This is a genomic window from Rhodospira trueperi (assembly GCF_900101965.1).
Classification (GTDB): domain Bacteria; phylum Pseudomonadota; class Alphaproteobacteria; order Rhodospirillales; family Rhodospirillaceae; genus Rhodospira; species Rhodospira trueperi.
The window spans coordinates 60,252-75,041 of record NZ_FNAP01000004.1 but is presented as its reverse complement, the minus strand read 5'-3'; the positions used below and the strand labels follow the sequence as shown (position 1 = coordinate 75,041).

The window sequence follows — 14,790 nt, the reverse complement described above, 5'->3', positions numbered from 1 at the left end:
AAACCCATCCGTCCAGATGAGGACGGATGGGAGTCCTGAGGGCGGGGTCTGGCTCCGCGACCGAGGTTCACGCCCGGCGGCGGTTTTCCGCTTGCATGCAAAGGTCCACGGCCCACACCAACCGCTCGCCGAACGAGGGTTTCATGATGGACGGCAGCCGGGCGCCGACCCAGATATTTGGCTCAATGGCGGCCGCCTCGACCAGGAAGCTGGTTTCGGGCAGGGCCGGGGCCGGATCGACCTTCTGATACCGCACGGCATCCCATGTGGCCTGTCCGAGCAATTGGAGCTTGCGGCGACCCGGCACATAAGCGCGGCGGGACAGCGAATCGAACTGCGACGTGGCGACATCCTTGCCGATGGCGGCGTAGATCAGGCGCGCGCCATGAATGGCGGGACGGCAGCCAGTGGGCAGGCCGGCCACACCGGTGGCGGCGCGGTCGTAGAGGCGCTGGGCCTCGCCGAGCACGCGGGCGACAACGCAGGCCAGGGCCGGGGAATACGTCGGGGTCTCAAGCCAGGCATCCGGGTTCAGGCCGGCCTCGCGCATCCACTGCCGGGGCAGGTACAGCCGGCCGTTGCGCGCGTCCTCGCCGACATCGCGGGCGATGTTGGACAACTGCATGGCGACCCCCAGGTCGCAGGCGCGGGCCAGCACATGCGGCCGGCGGGCGCCCATCAGCACGCACATCATGGCACCGACGGCGGAGGCCACGCGGGCGCTGTAGGCGCGCACGTCGGAAATGGTCTCGTAGCGCCGCGCGCTAGCGTCCCACTCGAAGCCCTCCAGCAGGGCCTCCGGCAGTTCGCGCGGCATCTCGTGGTCCCGCACCATGTCGGCGAAGGCGCGGTCCACCGGGCTGTCGACCGGATTGCCGGCATAGACGCGGTCGAGGCGATGGCGCAAATGCTCCACGGCCTCCATGCAGGAGTCCCCGCAGTCATCCACCGCATCGTCCGACAGGCGGCAGAACGCGTAAAGCGCATAGGCCGGGTCGCGATACGATGGCGGCAGCAACAACGACGCGGCATAGAAGCTGCGCGATCCGGTGCGGATCATGGCGCGGCACCGTGTCCGGTCCTCGTCGGAGGCGAACGGGCGGGTCTCAGACCAGGGCTGAGGCATCGGGCACCACCGTATCCAGAACCCGGGCCGAGGACAGGACACCGGGCAAGCCGGCCCCGGGGTGCGTCCCGGCGCCGACCAGATAGAGCCTTTCAACATCCTCGCTCTTGTTGTGAGGCCGGAACCAGGCGCTTTGCGTCAGCACCGGTTCGAGGCCGAACGCCGCCCCCTTGATGGACAACAGGTGATGACGGAAATGCAGCGGCGTGACCATGCGGGAACTGACCACGGTCTTGTCCAGGTCGGGCAGGATCGTCTTCTGAAGGAACGCCTGGACCCGCTGGCGATAGCCTTCGGCGATGGTTTCCCAATCGTCACCGCTGTCCAGGTGCGGCACCGGCGAGAGGGCGTAGAAGGCGTCGCAGCCCTCCGGCGCCATGGTCGGGTCCGTCGCCGTCGGGCGGTGAACATACAGGCTGAAGTCGTCGGCCAGATGATGCCGCTTGAAGATGTCGTCCAGCAGCTCCTTGTACCGCGGGCCGAGCAGAATCGTATGATGCGGCACGTCCTCGTAGCGCCGATTGGTGCCGAAGTACCAGACGAACAGGCTCATCGAGTACCGGGCCTTGTCCAGCCGGCGGTCGGTCCAGCGCTTGCGGGCCTCTGGCGGCAGCATCATGCGGTAGGTCCACGCCGAGTCGGCGTTGGAGACCACGATATCGGCGTCGATCACCTCGCCCGAACTCAGGCGCACGCCGCACGCCGCGCCGTCCTTGACCAGAATCTGCTCCACCTCGGCCTTGTAGCGGATGGTGTTGCGCTGACCCTCGATCAGCTTGGCCATGCCGGAGGCCAGCCGGCCGGTGCCGCCCATGGCGAAATGCACCCCGTGGGCGCGCTCCAGATAGGCGACGAGGCTGTAGATCGAGGTCACGGTAAACGGGTTGCCACCCAGGAACAGCGGGTGGAAGCCCATGCCGATGCGCAGGCGCTCGTCCTTGAAGTGCTTCGACACATGGGCATGCACCGAGCGGTCGGCGCGCAACCGGATCAGGCCGGGGGCGATCCGGGCCATGTCCATCAACGAGTTGAAAGGCAGGTGGCCCAACTCCTCGAATCCGACCCGGTAGATTTCCTTGCTTTCCTTGAGGAAGCGGTCGTAACCGGCGACGTCGCCCGGCGACAGGCGGCCGATCTCGGCGCGCATGGCCTCGGCGTCGGCGCTGCAAGTCAGCCACTCGCCGTCGTTGAAGCGGATCTTGTAGAACGGGGACAGCGACCGAAGCTCGACATCGTCGGCCAGCCGCTTGCCGCACATCGTCCACAGTTCCTCGAACAAGTGGGGCGCGGTGACGATGGTCGGACCGGCGTCGAACACGAAGCCGTCTTGGCGGAACACGGTGGCGCGGCCGCCGGGGCCGTCCATGCGTTCGACCAGGGTGACGCGGTACCCGCGCGCGCCCAGCCGGATGGCCGCCGCGAGGCCACCGAACCCGGCCCCGATGACAACGGCATGTGGATCACGCCCGCCTGAAGACCCGCCGCCCGGACCTTCGGCGCGGCAGTGCGGGGTGGGAGGAGGTTTCATCGTTTTCATGCGCCCCGGAACTGTCAGTCGAGCTTGACTATACCAGTGTCAACCGGGGTGGATCAACCGTCTGCCCGCATTGCCGGTGGGGTCTCTTGCGGAAGAACGCCGCGCTCGCGCGCGATCTCCAGAAGCAAGTCGGACACCATGTCCGGACGCTCCTCGTGCGCTAGGTGCCCGAGACCGGGCAGCACGCGCAGGCGCGCCCCGGGCGCGCGGGCGACAATCATGTCGGCATCGGCCGGACTGACGGTGCCGTCGCGCTCGCCGACCACCAGTTCAAGGTGCGTGTCCAGGTGGGCGACCAGATCGCGCATGGCGCGCACGTCCCAGTTGGCCATCATGGACAGAGCCCCGCCGACGTGCCCGGGTTCGCGGAACAGGCGGCGGTACAGGTCGAGGCCGAGTTCGTCGAGGGTCGACCCTGTGCCCTGGATCAGATCGGCGACCTGTCGCCGATCGGCGGCTCGCCACGCCAGGATGCGCGGCATCAGCGGATTGGCCAGGAACAGCTTGGCCGCGCCGGAATACCAATGGCCCTGGGCGCCCTTGAACGGCATCAGGGCGCCGTTGACGCTGACGATGGCCTTGGGGGCAATGTGCCTGTCCAGCGTCATGCGGATCAGGATGGCGGCGCCGGCCGAATGCCCCAGCACCAAGTCCGGCGACAGATGCAGCTCTTTCAGCAACGCGGTCAGCGACCGTCCCATGCCGGGCAGGGTAAACGAACTGGCCGGCGGGTTGGCGGTGAAACCGTGTCCGGGCAGGTCGGGCATGACCACGGTGAAATGTCCGGCCAGCGGGGCCAGCAGATCGCGGAAGGAATGGGTCGAGGCGCCGGTGCCGTGCAGCATCAGCAGCACCGGCCCTCGCCCGGCCAACTGGACGTGCCAGCGAAAGCCGTGGGCGATCACGAACCGGCTGTGTTCCCGATTGGGCCAGTCCTGACCGACCGTTTCCCAGTCCGGCCGGCGCGCCCAATAGACCATCGATCCGCCTCCCTGCCCCAGTCCGTCTTCCTCAACCGCCCCCGGTCATTCCGCCGTTCGGGCCGCGTCGCGCGCCGCAAACGACAGGGCCCGGGCGTCGGCGCGGGGCAAGGGCATATAGGTCGCGTCCATCGCCTCCGCCATAGCCTGAGCCTTGGGCGCGGGCCGCAACGAGGTGTCCACCAGCAGCGTGGCCACCCCAATCGCCTTGAGCGCCTGGGCGGCGGCCTTGGCCTCCTCCTCGGCGCGGGCGCGACCGCCGATGCCCTCCAGGGTGACGTTGGCGCGGCCATCCGTCAGGATCACCACCGACGGCGTCTCTCCGCGCGTGCGCGCCACCTCGGCCATCATATGGGCGGCCTCGATGCCGGCGGCCAGCGGCGTGCCACCTCCGCCCGGAAATCCGGCCAGCCGCTTCTTGGCCCGCGCCAGCGAGCGAGTCGGCGGCAGCAGGGTTTCGGCGCCCTTGCCCCGGAAGGCGATCAGCGCCACCTGGTCGCGCCGGGCGTAGCAGTCGGCCAACAGCAGTTCGACCGCGCCCTTGGCCTCGCCCAGGCGGGCGATGGCCGACGACCCGGAGGCATCCACCACGAAGATGATGGTGGCCTGGGAGCGTTTCTTGAAGCGGGTGACGCGGAAGTCGTCCTTGCGCACCAGCACGCGCGGCGGCGACCGCCCGGCATCGGTCCACAGGGCGACCTCGGCGCGGCGCAGCGGCTGCCAGGGGGCGGCGGCGCGCAACGTCTCGATCAGCGCCAGACGCGCCCCGCCGCGCGGATCGCCCCGCCTGGAGCCGATGGGCCGGCCCCGGGTCAGCGCCTTGCGCTGTTCGCCGGAGCGGCCAAGGATGCCGGTGCGCCGGCGGCGTTCCGCCGCCGCCATCAGGCGCGCGAGCAGGTTCGCCGGAATGGCGGCCTGGGCGGCATCGACGATGCGGTCCTCCAGCGGCTTGTCCTCGTCGTCCTGCTGGTCGCGCTCGTCCTCGCCGTCGTCGGGGGGCGGCGGCTCCTCCTCCTGCTCCTGCTCGTCCTCGGGCGGCGGAGGCGGTGGCGGCGGCAGGCGGGTGGCGCGCGGCGCCAGCACGAGCCGCGCGGCCAGGGTCAGATCGTCCTGTTCCACGGTGTCGCGACGGTCGAGCGCGGCGGCGGCCCGGGCCACGCGCACCGCGAAGATGGGCGCCCGAAGGGACGGCACGCCCATGGCCACGGCGGCGCCGCACAGCGCCTCCAGCGCCTCGTCGGCGATGGTAACCGCCGCCAGCCGCTCGCGGGCGGCGACCACCTCGTCGCGGTCGTGCAGGGCCTCGCCCACGTCACGTTGGCGCAACCCCTCCAGTTCCATCAGGAAGGCCAGCCGGTCCATCAGGGCATCCGGCGGCGCCTCGTCGGGGCCGATGGACTCGTCCAGGGCGACCACACCGAACCGGGTCGGCGTCAGGGCGGCGATGCCGTCGCGCTCCACCCGCACCGCGCCCTGGTCGATGACCAAGCCCACCTTGGCGGCGAAGCCGGGCGTCAGGCGCTCGGCCATGGCCAGCACGACCACGCCACCGTCCGCCTCGACCAGCACACCGCGCTCGGCGATCGGACGGCCGGCGTGCAGTGTGGCGGCCAGATCGAGCCCGCCCAGCAAGCGCTCGTCCGTCACATGCAGCGGCACCCGGCGCAGCGGCGAGGCCTGCGGCAGCAGATCGCGCAGCATGCCCAGCCACGCATCGCGCGCTGGGCCGGGCAACGCCTTGATGCACACGCCGCCCAGACCAGCCGGATCGACCGCGATCAGCGCCGCCACCAGCGCGGCGTCGGTCCAGGGGTCGACCCGCTCGGGCGCGGCCGGCTCGCTGCCGCCGTCCCGCGCCGGGCCGAGCCCCGCCGGGTCCGGCGCCTGTGTGCCCAGGATTTCCATGACGCCGCTATGCCTCCGCGCCCAGAACCTCTTCGACGGCGCGCTGAACCCGGACGGTGGAGCCCGACTCGTCCAGCGGGTCGCGGCGCAGGCGGTGGCGCAGGGCCATGGCGGCGACCTTGCGCACATGGCCCTCGTCCACCTCGACGTCGCCCTCCAGCGCGGCCAGCGCGCGGGCCGCGCGGATGACGGTCAACTCGCCGCGCAGGCCGTCGGTGCCCAGGGTCATGCACAGCTTCGCCACGGTGTTCAGCACCGCGTCGGGCACCTCCACCTCCTGCACGCGGTCCCGGGCGTCGCGGATGCGCAGCGCCTCGCCGGACTCTTTCTGGCTCCAGGTGGCCAGAAAGCCGTTCGGGTCTCGCTCGAAGGCGTCGCGGCGCTTGACCACCTCGACGCGGGTTTCCAGCTCCTTCGGCGTGGTGACCTCGACGGCCAGCCCGAAGCGGTCCAGCAACTGGGGCCGCAACTCGCCTTCTTCCGGGTTGCCGGAGCCGACCAGCACGAACTTCGCCGGATGGCGCACGCTGAGGCCCTCGCGCTCGACCACGTTCTCGCCGGAGGCGGCCACGTCGAGCAGCAGGTCGACGAGGTGGTCCTCCAGCAGGTTCACCTCGTCGATATAGAGGAAGCCGCGATGGGCGCGGGCCAGCAGACCGGGCTCGAACGCCTTCTCACCTTGGGTCAGGGCGCGTTCCAGGTCGAGCGCACCGACCACGCGGTCTTCGGTGGCGCCAAGCGGCAGGTCCACCACGGGAACCGGCGCGTCCACCACCTCCATCGTCGCGCCGTTCTCAATGGCCGCCCGCACCTCGCAGGTGGTGGCGCAGTAGTCCTGGTGCGTCTTGGGGTCGCCGTTGAAACGGCAGTCCTTGACCACGCTCATCGGCGGCAACAGCGCGGCCAGTGCGCGCACCGCCGTGGACTTGCCGGTGCCGCGGTCGCCGAACACCATCACACCGCCCACACCCTGATCGACGGCGGCGATCAGCAGGGCCATCTTCATCTCATCCTGGCCGACGATGGCCGAGAAGGGAAAGGCCTTGGCCATGGCTCAGGCCCTCCCGCGCGGAAACAGAGACCAAGCGACAGGACGGCGGCACGGCGAGAACGAACGGGCGATCATGGGCGAGCGACTTTCCTTGCACGGCGGGACGAACGACTACCGGCCGGTGCCGGGCATCGACCCACGGCACCGGCTCGGCGCGCGACTATGACCCCGGGTGGGGGCCGGGTGCAAGGGTGCAGGATGCCCGTTCGCGAGGCTGCGGCGGTGCGACGCGGAGGCGAGATCAGCGTTCGAAGTCGGCGAAGGTGCCCTCGGTGCCACCGGTGGGATCGGTGGCGGGACCGCTCGCCTGTCCGCCGCCATCCGTGGGCTTGGGGCAGTTCTGGCCCTGGCAGTCGGACGACGGGCCGGTGATCTCCTGGCCGTTGCCGGCGAGGGCGGCCGGCGCGCCGGCCAGCGCGAAGACAACGAGAGCGGTGCTCAGGATGGCAAGAGGTCCGGGACGGAGGGTCTTCGGCAGGGCCATGGGGATGCGCGTCCTTTCGTGTCTGAACCCGACTGCCGAGAAGAGTGCGCCTTCCGATTGTGCCGACCGAAGGGCGGCGACGTCCGGGGGTGGCGTGACTGCGCCCTACCGCTTGACTCTGCCTGGGTTGCGTTCCAATCATCAAAGCATGGGACACGCAGCATATGATGACATGGGGTCTTTCGACCCACGGCAGATGGACGCTCCACTCGGGCAAGTGCGGCGGGTTCTGACGTTGATTCACGACAAGGCGCCGTCGGACGAAGTGGCACCGGCCGTCGCTCTTTTCGAGCAGATGCGGGCGGATTTTGTTCTTCGTCTGGAAAAGAAATCCCTGGAAGTTCTGGTAACTGTGTCCGCGTCTGTTAAGGCCGGGTTCCCGGTGGCAAAAGACAAATTGTTGGAGGAATGTACGGCCATAGAAGAGCGCCGCGCCAACTTTCGAAATATGCTGGACGCGGTTCGCAAGCTCAAAAAAGTCGCACGCCAACAAAAGCGCAACGATGCCATCCATCGTATGGAGGCGGCGCTTCGGGAGTTTCACAAAGATATCGGCAGGATTGCGACGCGCTATAGGGCTGAGGTCGAAAGACTGTCTTCCATCGACCCCTCCCAGTCCCTTGGCGCCCAAGCTCAAAAACTGTATGAGGCGGCGCTTATTCGGCGCGACCTGCGACCAGAGCGTGACGCGCCCTTCGTTGAGGAGGGTGACGTTGTGCCGGCCATAGCCGTTGCGCCGCCGCCCGATTTGGCCGACGACCCTCAGGGACTGCTGGCGTTCGAGGACGGAATCCACGATGAAGTCGAGGCTGCGGCGCCGCATCTGATGGGGGAAGTCGTGCTGCGGTGGGCGCATGACCGTCGCGCCTGAAGATTTATTGGCGGCCGCGACTGAATACGCGGGGCTGGACGCTGAAGAGTTTCGCCGAGCTTCGGCTCACCTTGCCTATTACGCAGTTTACCATTTGGCGTGCGAGACTCTTTGCCTTGACCCGGCGCGGAACTATCAGAACGCAAAACACAGCGTGGTCGGGGACCGACTCAGGTATGCGCAACCGGGTTCATCCCGGCTCTATCGGATGAAGCGGTATTTCAAGACCCTGAAGGATCTGCGGATCAGGGCTGACTATGACCTTGCGGCGAACGTGTCTAAGGAAGAGGCGTTGTACGCCATCGAGATCGCGCGCAATATTTTCAGGGCCGCTCATCCCTGATTGGCCGGGGACGGGGGCGGAACTGAGCGGAACGCGGGGACGAGCCAGTCGCGCCTGATGCGTTTCGCGACCAGCTCTTAGGCGAAGTCCGCAACGGCCCGGCCTGACGTCGCCGAACCGTTTTCCCCCTTGACCTCCGCCGCCGCCTTGCCCATCGTAGCCGCATGATGATGACCTTGCCCCGCAAGACGCTGGCCCTACGCCTGGACCTGCTACTGGCTCTAACCTGCCAGTAAGCCCGTTGCCGCGCGCCCGCACGGCCCCGTCCAGACAGTCACCGTCCCGCAAGGTTTCGTTCCCATGATCCCCGCCCAGCGCAGTCCGGCCGCCTCCGGTCGTTCGATGGCCTCCATCACCCTGCGACTAACCAACGGTCGCCGGCCGCGTCTTGCGTGGCCCGCCGGCGACCGAAGCCTCGCGGCCACCGCTTTCCTCGTGTAGATTGAGCCCAAACCGCGCCCCGCAAGGCGCCCCGCGACGACCGGAGAGTTTCCATGCACGTCGATCCGAAAGCCAAGTACCGCCCGTTCCCGCCCGTTGACCTGCCCGACCGCAAGTGGCCGTCGGCGACCATCACCCAGGCGCCGATCTGGGCCTCCGTGGACCTGCGCGACGGCAACCAGGCGCTCATCGAGCCGATGGGCATTCAGCGCAAGGCGCGCCTGTACGAGACCCTCGTGCGTATGGGCTTCAAGGAGATCGAGGTCGGGTTCCCGGCGGCCTCGCAGACCGATTTCGACTTCGCCCGCTACCTGATCGAAAACGACATGGTCCCGGAGGACGTCACCCTTCAGGTGCTCGTGCAGGCCCGTGAGCCGCTGATCCGCCGCACGTTCGAGGCCCTGAAGGGCTGCCGCCGCGCCATCGTCCACGTCTACAACTCGACGTCGGAGTTGCAGCGCCGCGTCGTGTTCGGCATGGACCGCGCTGGCATCATCGACATCGCCCGCCAAGGGGCCGAGTTGATCCATTCGCTGGCCGGTGAGACCGACACCGACATTCACTATCAGTATTCGCCCGAGAGCTTCACCGGCACCGAGCTCGACTTCGCCGTCGAGATCTGCGAGGCGGTGATGGACGTCTTCCAGCCGACGCCCGAAAAGCGCCTGATCCTCAACCTGCCCAGCACGGTGGAGATGGCCACGCCCAACGTCTATGCCGACCAGATCGAGTGGTTCTCGCGGAACGTCAAGAACCGCGACAGCGTGATCATTTCCCTGCACCCGCACAACGACCGGGGCACCGGGGTGGCGGCGACGGAACTGGCGCTCATGGCCGGGGCCGACCGCGTCGAGGGCACGCTGTTCGGCAACGGCGAGCGCACGGGCAACGTGGACGTGGTCACGCTGGCGATGAACATGTTCACCCAGGGCGTCGATCCGGGCCTTGACTGCTCCAATATGCCGGAGCTTGTGACCACGGCCGAGTACTGCAACCGTTTGCCGGTGCATCCGCGCCACCCCTATGCGGGCGAGTTGGTGTTCACGGCCTTCTCGGGCTCGCACCAGGACGCCATCAACAAGGGCCTGCGCGCCCTGCGCCAGTCCAACAGTGGTATGTGGGAGGTGCCCTACCTGCCCATCGACCCGACCGACGTGGGCCGCACCTACGAGGCCGTCATCCGCATCAACAGCCAGTCCGGCAAGGGCGGGGTCGCGCACATCCTGGAGCGGGACCACGCCTTGCAGATGCCGCGCAACCTTCAGGTCGAGTTCTCCGGCGTGGTCCAGCACATCACCGACGAGAGCGAGGGCGAGGTGACCGCCATGCAGCTCTGGGACATCTTCCAGACCGAATACCTGGTGCAGAACCCGGGCGACCTCGCGCTGAAGGAGTACCGCACCGTCCCCGACACCCACGCCACGGACATCCGCGTGCTCGACGCTGTTCTGGTGGTGAACGGTGAGGAGCACAAGGTCAGCGGGCGCGGCAACGGGCCGTTGGATGCCTTCGTCGACGCGCTCAAGACAGATCTCGGCATGGCGTTGGAGGTGGTGAACTACTCCGAGCATGCGCTGGGAACGGGCGCCAACGCGCAGGCCTACGCCTACGTCGAGATGAAGGCCGAGGGCCACGCGCCCATGTACGGTGTCGGTCGCCACACCAACATTGTGCAGGCGTCGCTGAACGCCATCCTGTCGTCGGTCAACCGGGTGCGGCGCCTGAACGCGGCCGGCTGCTCGGGCGGGGCGCGCTCGACCCAGAAGGCCAAAGAGGACGCTCAGGCGGCCGGGACCGAGGCGGCGGCGGAGTAGGCCGCGCCGTTCCGGCGGGAACACTGTGGTCGTCGTCATTGCGAGGAGCGCAACCCAAAAGCAAAAAAATGGGGCAATCCAGGGCCAATCCTTGAACCGTCCGCCCTGGATTGCTACGCCCTCGTCAAATGACGAGGGCTCGCAATGACGGCTCATGAATCCGCACGGCCGTACGCGTCCCGCGGGGCCGAGGAAGGATGCGAGGCATGACTCCCCGACACCCGTTGACCCGCCGACGCTGTCTGGCCGGGCTTGCGGGTGTCGGGTTTCTTTTCTCCCGAACCGCGCGGGGAGCGGGGGACATCGCGCCGGCCGAGGGCCTGACGCCGGATCCCGGCGGCACCGCGCGGGCACTCGGGACCGATGGCGCATTGATTCTGGGGGACGGCCGGCGCGTCAGGCTGGCCGCCATTCGCCTGCCCCAGCCGACGGACCTGCCCCAGGACGGCGCGCCCGAGGAGATGGCGCGCGTGGCCGACTGGGCGGCGCAGGCGCGCGCGGCGCTGGAGTCGACCTGTGTCGGTCGATCCGTGCGGCCGTGGACGCCGGAGGTCGCGCGGGACCGCTACGGCCGCGTATTGGCGCAGGTGACGCTGGAGCCCGGCGGCCTCTGGGTTCAGGCGGAGTTGATCGCGCGCGGGCTGGCGCGGGTGGCCACCATGCCCGGCGCCGCCGCCGGGGCCGGCGAACTCCTGACGCTGGAGGCGGAAGCCCGGGCCGCGGGGCGCGGCCTGTGGCGCGATCCCCTCTATGCGCCGCGCGCACCCGATGAGACATGGCCCTGGATTGGCACCTTCCAGATCGTGCGCGGCACGGTGCTGGATGCCGCCCGGATGCGAAGTCGCATCTATCTCAACTTCGGGCGCGACTGGCGCCGCGATTTCACGGTGATGGTCGAGCACCCGCGCCGCGCCGGTCTGGATGTCGCCGATCTGCTCGACCTGGAACGCCAGTTCATCCAGGTGCGTGGCTGGCTGTTTCCCACCAACGGCCCGATGATCGCCCTCGACCACGCGGCGGCGCTGGAGACCCGCGTCATCCTGGGGTGAGCGGCCGTACGGTCAGGATCGTGCGTGGGCCGCTGGAGTGTCGCGCCGTGACCGCCAACGGCGTGCCCAGCCCCGCCCGTGCCAGACCGTCGGCCAGCAGCAGGGCCGCCGCGTCGGGCTCCTCCCGCAGGGCCTGGGCAAGGCGCGCGGCCGGGTCGGCGGGTCCTCCGCCATCGTCGATGCCGGGCAACAGGCCGGCGGCGGCGGGCGACGCGGGCGGGCCGTCATCGTCGATGACCAGTCGCAGCCGGTCGCTCCCCTCGACCTCGACGGTCACGGACACGGCGACGGGACGGCTGGAGCCCGCGCCATGGTCCTCCGCACGCAGCACGGCCGCCTCGACCACATAACAGACCACCGCCGCCAGAACGGCGGACGGGGCGTCGATCCACAGGTTGGGCGGGCAGGTCAGCGTCAGGTCGAGTCCCCGGTGCCGAACCTGCTGGTCCAGCACGGCAAGGACATCGGTCAGGATCCGATCAAGCGGCGCGTGCGGCGTGTCATCGGCGCCCGCCGCAAGGCGCCGCAGCGCCGACAGCACATCCCGGGCGGTTTCGGGGTCGTCGGCCAGCGTCCGCGCGAGAACGGGCGCCGTTGCGGCCAGCGCGCGCCCGGCGGCGGCCTCGGAGGCCGCGCCCAGCAGGGCCAGCCGCAAGGTGGCGGCATCGCGCCGGAGGGCCGCCTCGATCGCTCCCTGGTCCCGCGCGGACGTGTCGCCGGCCACCGCAACGGCGTTTTCCAGGGCGGTCCAGGCCACATCGCGGGTCGGTCCGCCCCGGGTCCTCCCCAGCCCGAGATCGGCCGCGCGACGCCCCAACCGGCTCAGCGGCCGGGCGTAGGCGGTGGCGACCAGGGCGCCGCCGCCGGCGGCCAAGGCCAGAACGGCCAGCAGGCTGGCAAGAAGAGCATCCCGGAGACGGCGCCACGCGGCGTCCGCCGTCAGGCTCAGGCCCGAAAGGCGAGCCACGGCCGTTGTCTGGGCGATGTCGGCGGCGCGGGCAAGGGCGTCGTCCGCCTCGCGCCACAGCCGATCCGCGCGGGCCTCGTTGGCCAAGGCGGACCGGCGCGCCTCGGGAATGTCCAGGGCGGCGGCAATGACGGCGTGGACGGTGAGGCCGGATCCGGGGGGCGCGGGCCGCTCCAGCCCGATGGGCAGGCCGGGCGCGGCGATGGCTCGGGCTGCCTGCCGCCGGGCCTCGCGCTCCAGGAAACCCAGGGCGGGAGCCCCGGAGCGGGCCGCCAGGGACAGCGTCTGGTGGAGGCGGCCCAGCGCACGCGCGCGCGGCGTGGCGCTGTCTTGACCCGGGTCGTCGGCGAACAGCGACAGCGCCCGCAGCCGGTCGGCGATCAGGGTCGGCCAGGGCGATTGCGTATCGCGCTGTTGGGTCAGCAGGTCGGCGGCGGCGCGGGCTTGGTCCAGAGCCGCGCCGAACGACGCCGGCAGATCAGCCCGCCACGCCGGGTCCTCGCTGAGCACACGCAGAAGAAGCGCGGCGCGCTGACGCGCGGCGGCCCCTGCGGCACCCGCCGGGGCGAAGCGGATTTGACGGCCGAGCCCGCGCGCGCCCTCGACCGCCCGCGCCACCGTGCCCAGGGTTTCGGCGTCGGCGCGGGCCGCCTCCAGGGTCTCCGCTCCCGCGCGCGCGTCCAAGGCCAACAGGCGCCAGCCCGCCAGGGTGGCCGGCACGGCCAGAAGGACAAGGCCCGCCAGAACGGCGGCAACGAGGCCGAGCAGCGGGCGCGGGCGCGGGCGCGGATGCGAGGACGCAGACGATGTCATCGCGACGCCTCGACCGGAACGGCGGCCAGGGGATCGGGACTGACGCGGGCCAGCGCACGGATCCGGCCGTCGCGGCGCATCGCCTCCACGACCGTTCCAATTCCCTGCGCGAGGTCGCGGTTGCCCAGGGCGGTCGCCAGCGCGACAGGACCGCCGGCGCCGGCGTCGGTCAGGGGCGGGCCGAGCGGGATCAGACCGTCTCCCAAGACCTCAAGGCCGATAGCCAGGGGAAGCAGGGCGGCGTCGGCCTCGCCGCTTCGCAGCGCGTCCACGGCCTCGCCGTGGGTCGGCGCCAGCACGGCTCCGGCGTCGCGCGGCGCGCGCCGTTGCAGGGCGACGGCCTGATCGCTGCCGCCGGCCACGACCACGACCCGTCCGGCCAATCGATCAAAGGGATTGGCGTCGTCGGCGCGGGCGGGTCCGCCTCCCGGCAAAGGCCCGTCCGGCCAGGAGGCCGCGCGGCCGACCAGCAGCGAGGCCGCGCGGGCATGCGCCGGGGCGAACCGGACCCGGGCCGCCCTTTCATCGGTCACGATCAGATCGGCGGCGACCATGTCGACCGCGCCCGAGACCAGGGCGTCAAGAAGGGCATCGGCGGGCATCGCGGTGAACCGGCAGTCGAGTCGCAGCCGTTCGCAGACGGCGCGCGCCATCCGGACATGCAGGCCCGCCGCCTGCCCGTCCGCGCCGGTTCCGGACAGCGGCAGCGCATCGGCCATCGTGGCCACGGTCAGGGTGCGGGACGGCGCACCCGGCGGGACCTGTCCCCCGGTGCCGGACGGCGGCAACGGCAAAGCCGCCCGCGCCCCCATCACCAGGGCGCCGCAGGACAGGATCAGGGCAATGATCGTCAAGCGTCGAACCGTCGCGCGGTGGAACCGGTGGGCCGTCGTCGGGCTACTCGGTTTCACGACTGTAGATGTAGAGCCCGCCCGTCTCCTCAAGGATGCCGAAGTAATCCAGCTTGTGGAACCGGTTGCCGGTCGGTTGATCGCCGGCCCAGATGACGGGGACCTCCCACAGTTCCTGTTCCCCGGCCCCGATGACGTAGAACGAGATCGACGTGCCGGTGATGGCGACGGGGTGGTAGATGGCCCCCGTCTGCGGATCCATGGTGGGCTGGCCCAGGCGCAGTTCCGGGATGTGGTGGATGCGCCAGCGGCCCATGGTGATACTGGCACCGGCGGCGGACTCGAGGTTCTTGGCCTGGGTGCCGCCCTCTTCGACGGCGGGGGCTGTGCCCTGCGCCTGGGCGGAGGTGATGGCGCCCGGCACGCCGAGGGCGAACAGGGACGCGGCGGCGACGGCCACGACGGTGCGGGGTCGCATGGGGCAATAGCTCCTGTGCTGCGGGTGGGACGGCGGCGGATCGCATCCCACCATGACGGACACCGCGCATCCTATCAATG

12 protein-coding genes and 1 pseudogene are annotated in these 14,790 nt (G+C 70.0%); 4 read left to right on the top strand and 9 right to left on the bottom strand.

Translation table 11 applies throughout. From position 1 onward, the window contains the following. Positions 1-67: 67 nt before the first annotated feature. The 6 genes from BLS85_RS06885 to BLS85_RS06860 form a co-directional block, all read right to left on the bottom strand. Positions 68-1,126, bottom strand: a complete 1,059-nt coding sequence (locus BLS85_RS06885) for a phytoene/squalene synthase family protein (protein WP_092784275.1) — start codon at positions 1,124-1,126, stop codon at positions 68-70. After that, positions 1,107-2,654, bottom strand: a complete 1,548-nt coding sequence (locus BLS85_RS06880) for a phytoene desaturase (protein ID WP_092784757.1) — start codon at positions 2,652-2,654, stop codon at positions 1,107-1,109. Before BLS85_RS06880 ends, BLS85_RS06885 begins: the two co-directional genes overlap by 20 nt. A 62-nt stretch (positions 2,655-2,716) precedes the next feature. Beyond that, on the bottom strand, positions 2,717-3,643 hold the full coding sequence (gene bchO, locus BLS85_RS06875; protein ID WP_092784273.1) for an alpha/beta fold hydrolase BchO: 927 nt from the start codon (positions 3,641-3,643) through the stop codon (positions 2,717-2,719). A 45-nt stretch (positions 3,644-3,688) separates the two neighbouring features. Then, positions 3,689-5,548, bottom strand: coding sequence for a magnesium chelatase subunit D (locus BLS85_RS06870; RefSeq protein WP_092784270.1), 1,860 nt, complete (start codon positions 5,546-5,548; stop codon positions 3,689-3,691). A 7-nt stretch (positions 5,549-5,555) separates the two neighbouring features. After that, positions 5,556-6,599, bottom strand: coding sequence for a magnesium chelatase ATPase subunit I (gene bchI / locus BLS85_RS06865; RefSeq protein ID WP_092784267.1), 1,044 nt, complete (start codon positions 6,597-6,599; stop codon positions 5,556-5,558). A 241-nt stretch (positions 6,600-6,840) separates the two neighbouring features. Beyond that, positions 6,841-7,083: a hypothetical protein gene (locus BLS85_RS06860; protein WP_092784265.1), complete on the bottom strand. Its 243-nt coding sequence runs from the start codon at positions 7,081-7,083 to the stop codon at positions 6,841-6,843. Between the two features lie 196 nt (positions 7,084-7,279). Here BLS85_RS06860 and BLS85_RS06855 point away from each other — a divergent pair, with 196 nt between their 5' ends. The 4 genes and pseudogenes from BLS85_RS06855 (at position 7,280) to BLS85_RS06840 (ending at position 11,601) form a co-directional block, all read left to right on the top strand. Continuing rightward, on the top strand, positions 7,280-7,954 hold the full coding sequence (locus BLS85_RS06855) for a hypothetical protein (RefSeq protein WP_143027117.1): 675 nt from the start codon (positions 7,280-7,282) through the stop codon (positions 7,952-7,954). Beyond that, complete coding sequence (locus BLS85_RS06850) at positions 7,938-8,297, top strand: HEPN domain-containing protein (protein WP_092784259.1); 360 nt, start codon at positions 7,938-7,940, stop codon at positions 8,295-8,297. Before BLS85_RS06855 ends, BLS85_RS06850 begins: the two co-directional genes overlap by 17 nt. Positions 8,298-8,791: 494 nt before the next feature. Further along, a pseudogene (gene leuA, locus BLS85_RS06845) lies at positions 8,792-10,453 on the top strand (2-isopropylmalate synthase); the annotation flags it as partial. A gap of 305 nt (positions 10,454-10,758) precedes the next feature. Continuing rightward, positions 10,759-11,601 (top strand): thermonuclease family protein, encoded by an 843-nt coding sequence (locus BLS85_RS06840; RefSeq protein ID WP_176793443.1) that lies wholly within the window; start codon positions 10,759-10,761, stop codon positions 11,599-11,601. On the opposite strand, the gene BLS85_RS06835 is transcribed toward BLS85_RS06840, so the two are convergent. Genes BLS85_RS06835 through BLS85_RS06825 form a run of 3 tightly spaced genes read right to left on the bottom strand, consistent with a single transcriptional unit; the run spans position 11,588 to position 14,710 of the window. Beyond that, the gene (locus tag BLS85_RS06835; RefSeq protein ID WP_092784250.1) at positions 11,588-13,381 is read right to left on the bottom strand and encodes a hypothetical protein; all 1,794 of its coding nucleotides are present in this window, start codon (positions 13,379-13,381) and stop codon (positions 11,588-11,590) included. The two genes, BLS85_RS06840 and BLS85_RS06835, sit on opposite strands and share 14 nt — an antisense overlap. Continuing rightward, positions 13,378-14,235 (bottom strand): substrate-binding periplasmic protein, encoded by an 858-nt coding sequence (locus BLS85_RS06830; RefSeq protein WP_092784247.1) that lies wholly within the window; start codon positions 14,233-14,235, stop codon positions 13,378-13,380. The genes BLS85_RS06835 and BLS85_RS06830 overlap by 4 nt, the downstream gene beginning before the upstream one ends. A gap of 43 nt (positions 14,236-14,278) precedes the next feature. Further along, on the bottom strand, positions 14,279-14,710 hold the full coding sequence (locus BLS85_RS06825; RefSeq protein ID WP_092784244.1) for a hypothetical protein: 432 nt from the start codon (positions 14,708-14,710) through the stop codon (positions 14,279-14,281). Positions 14,711-14,790 lie beyond the last annotated feature (80 nt).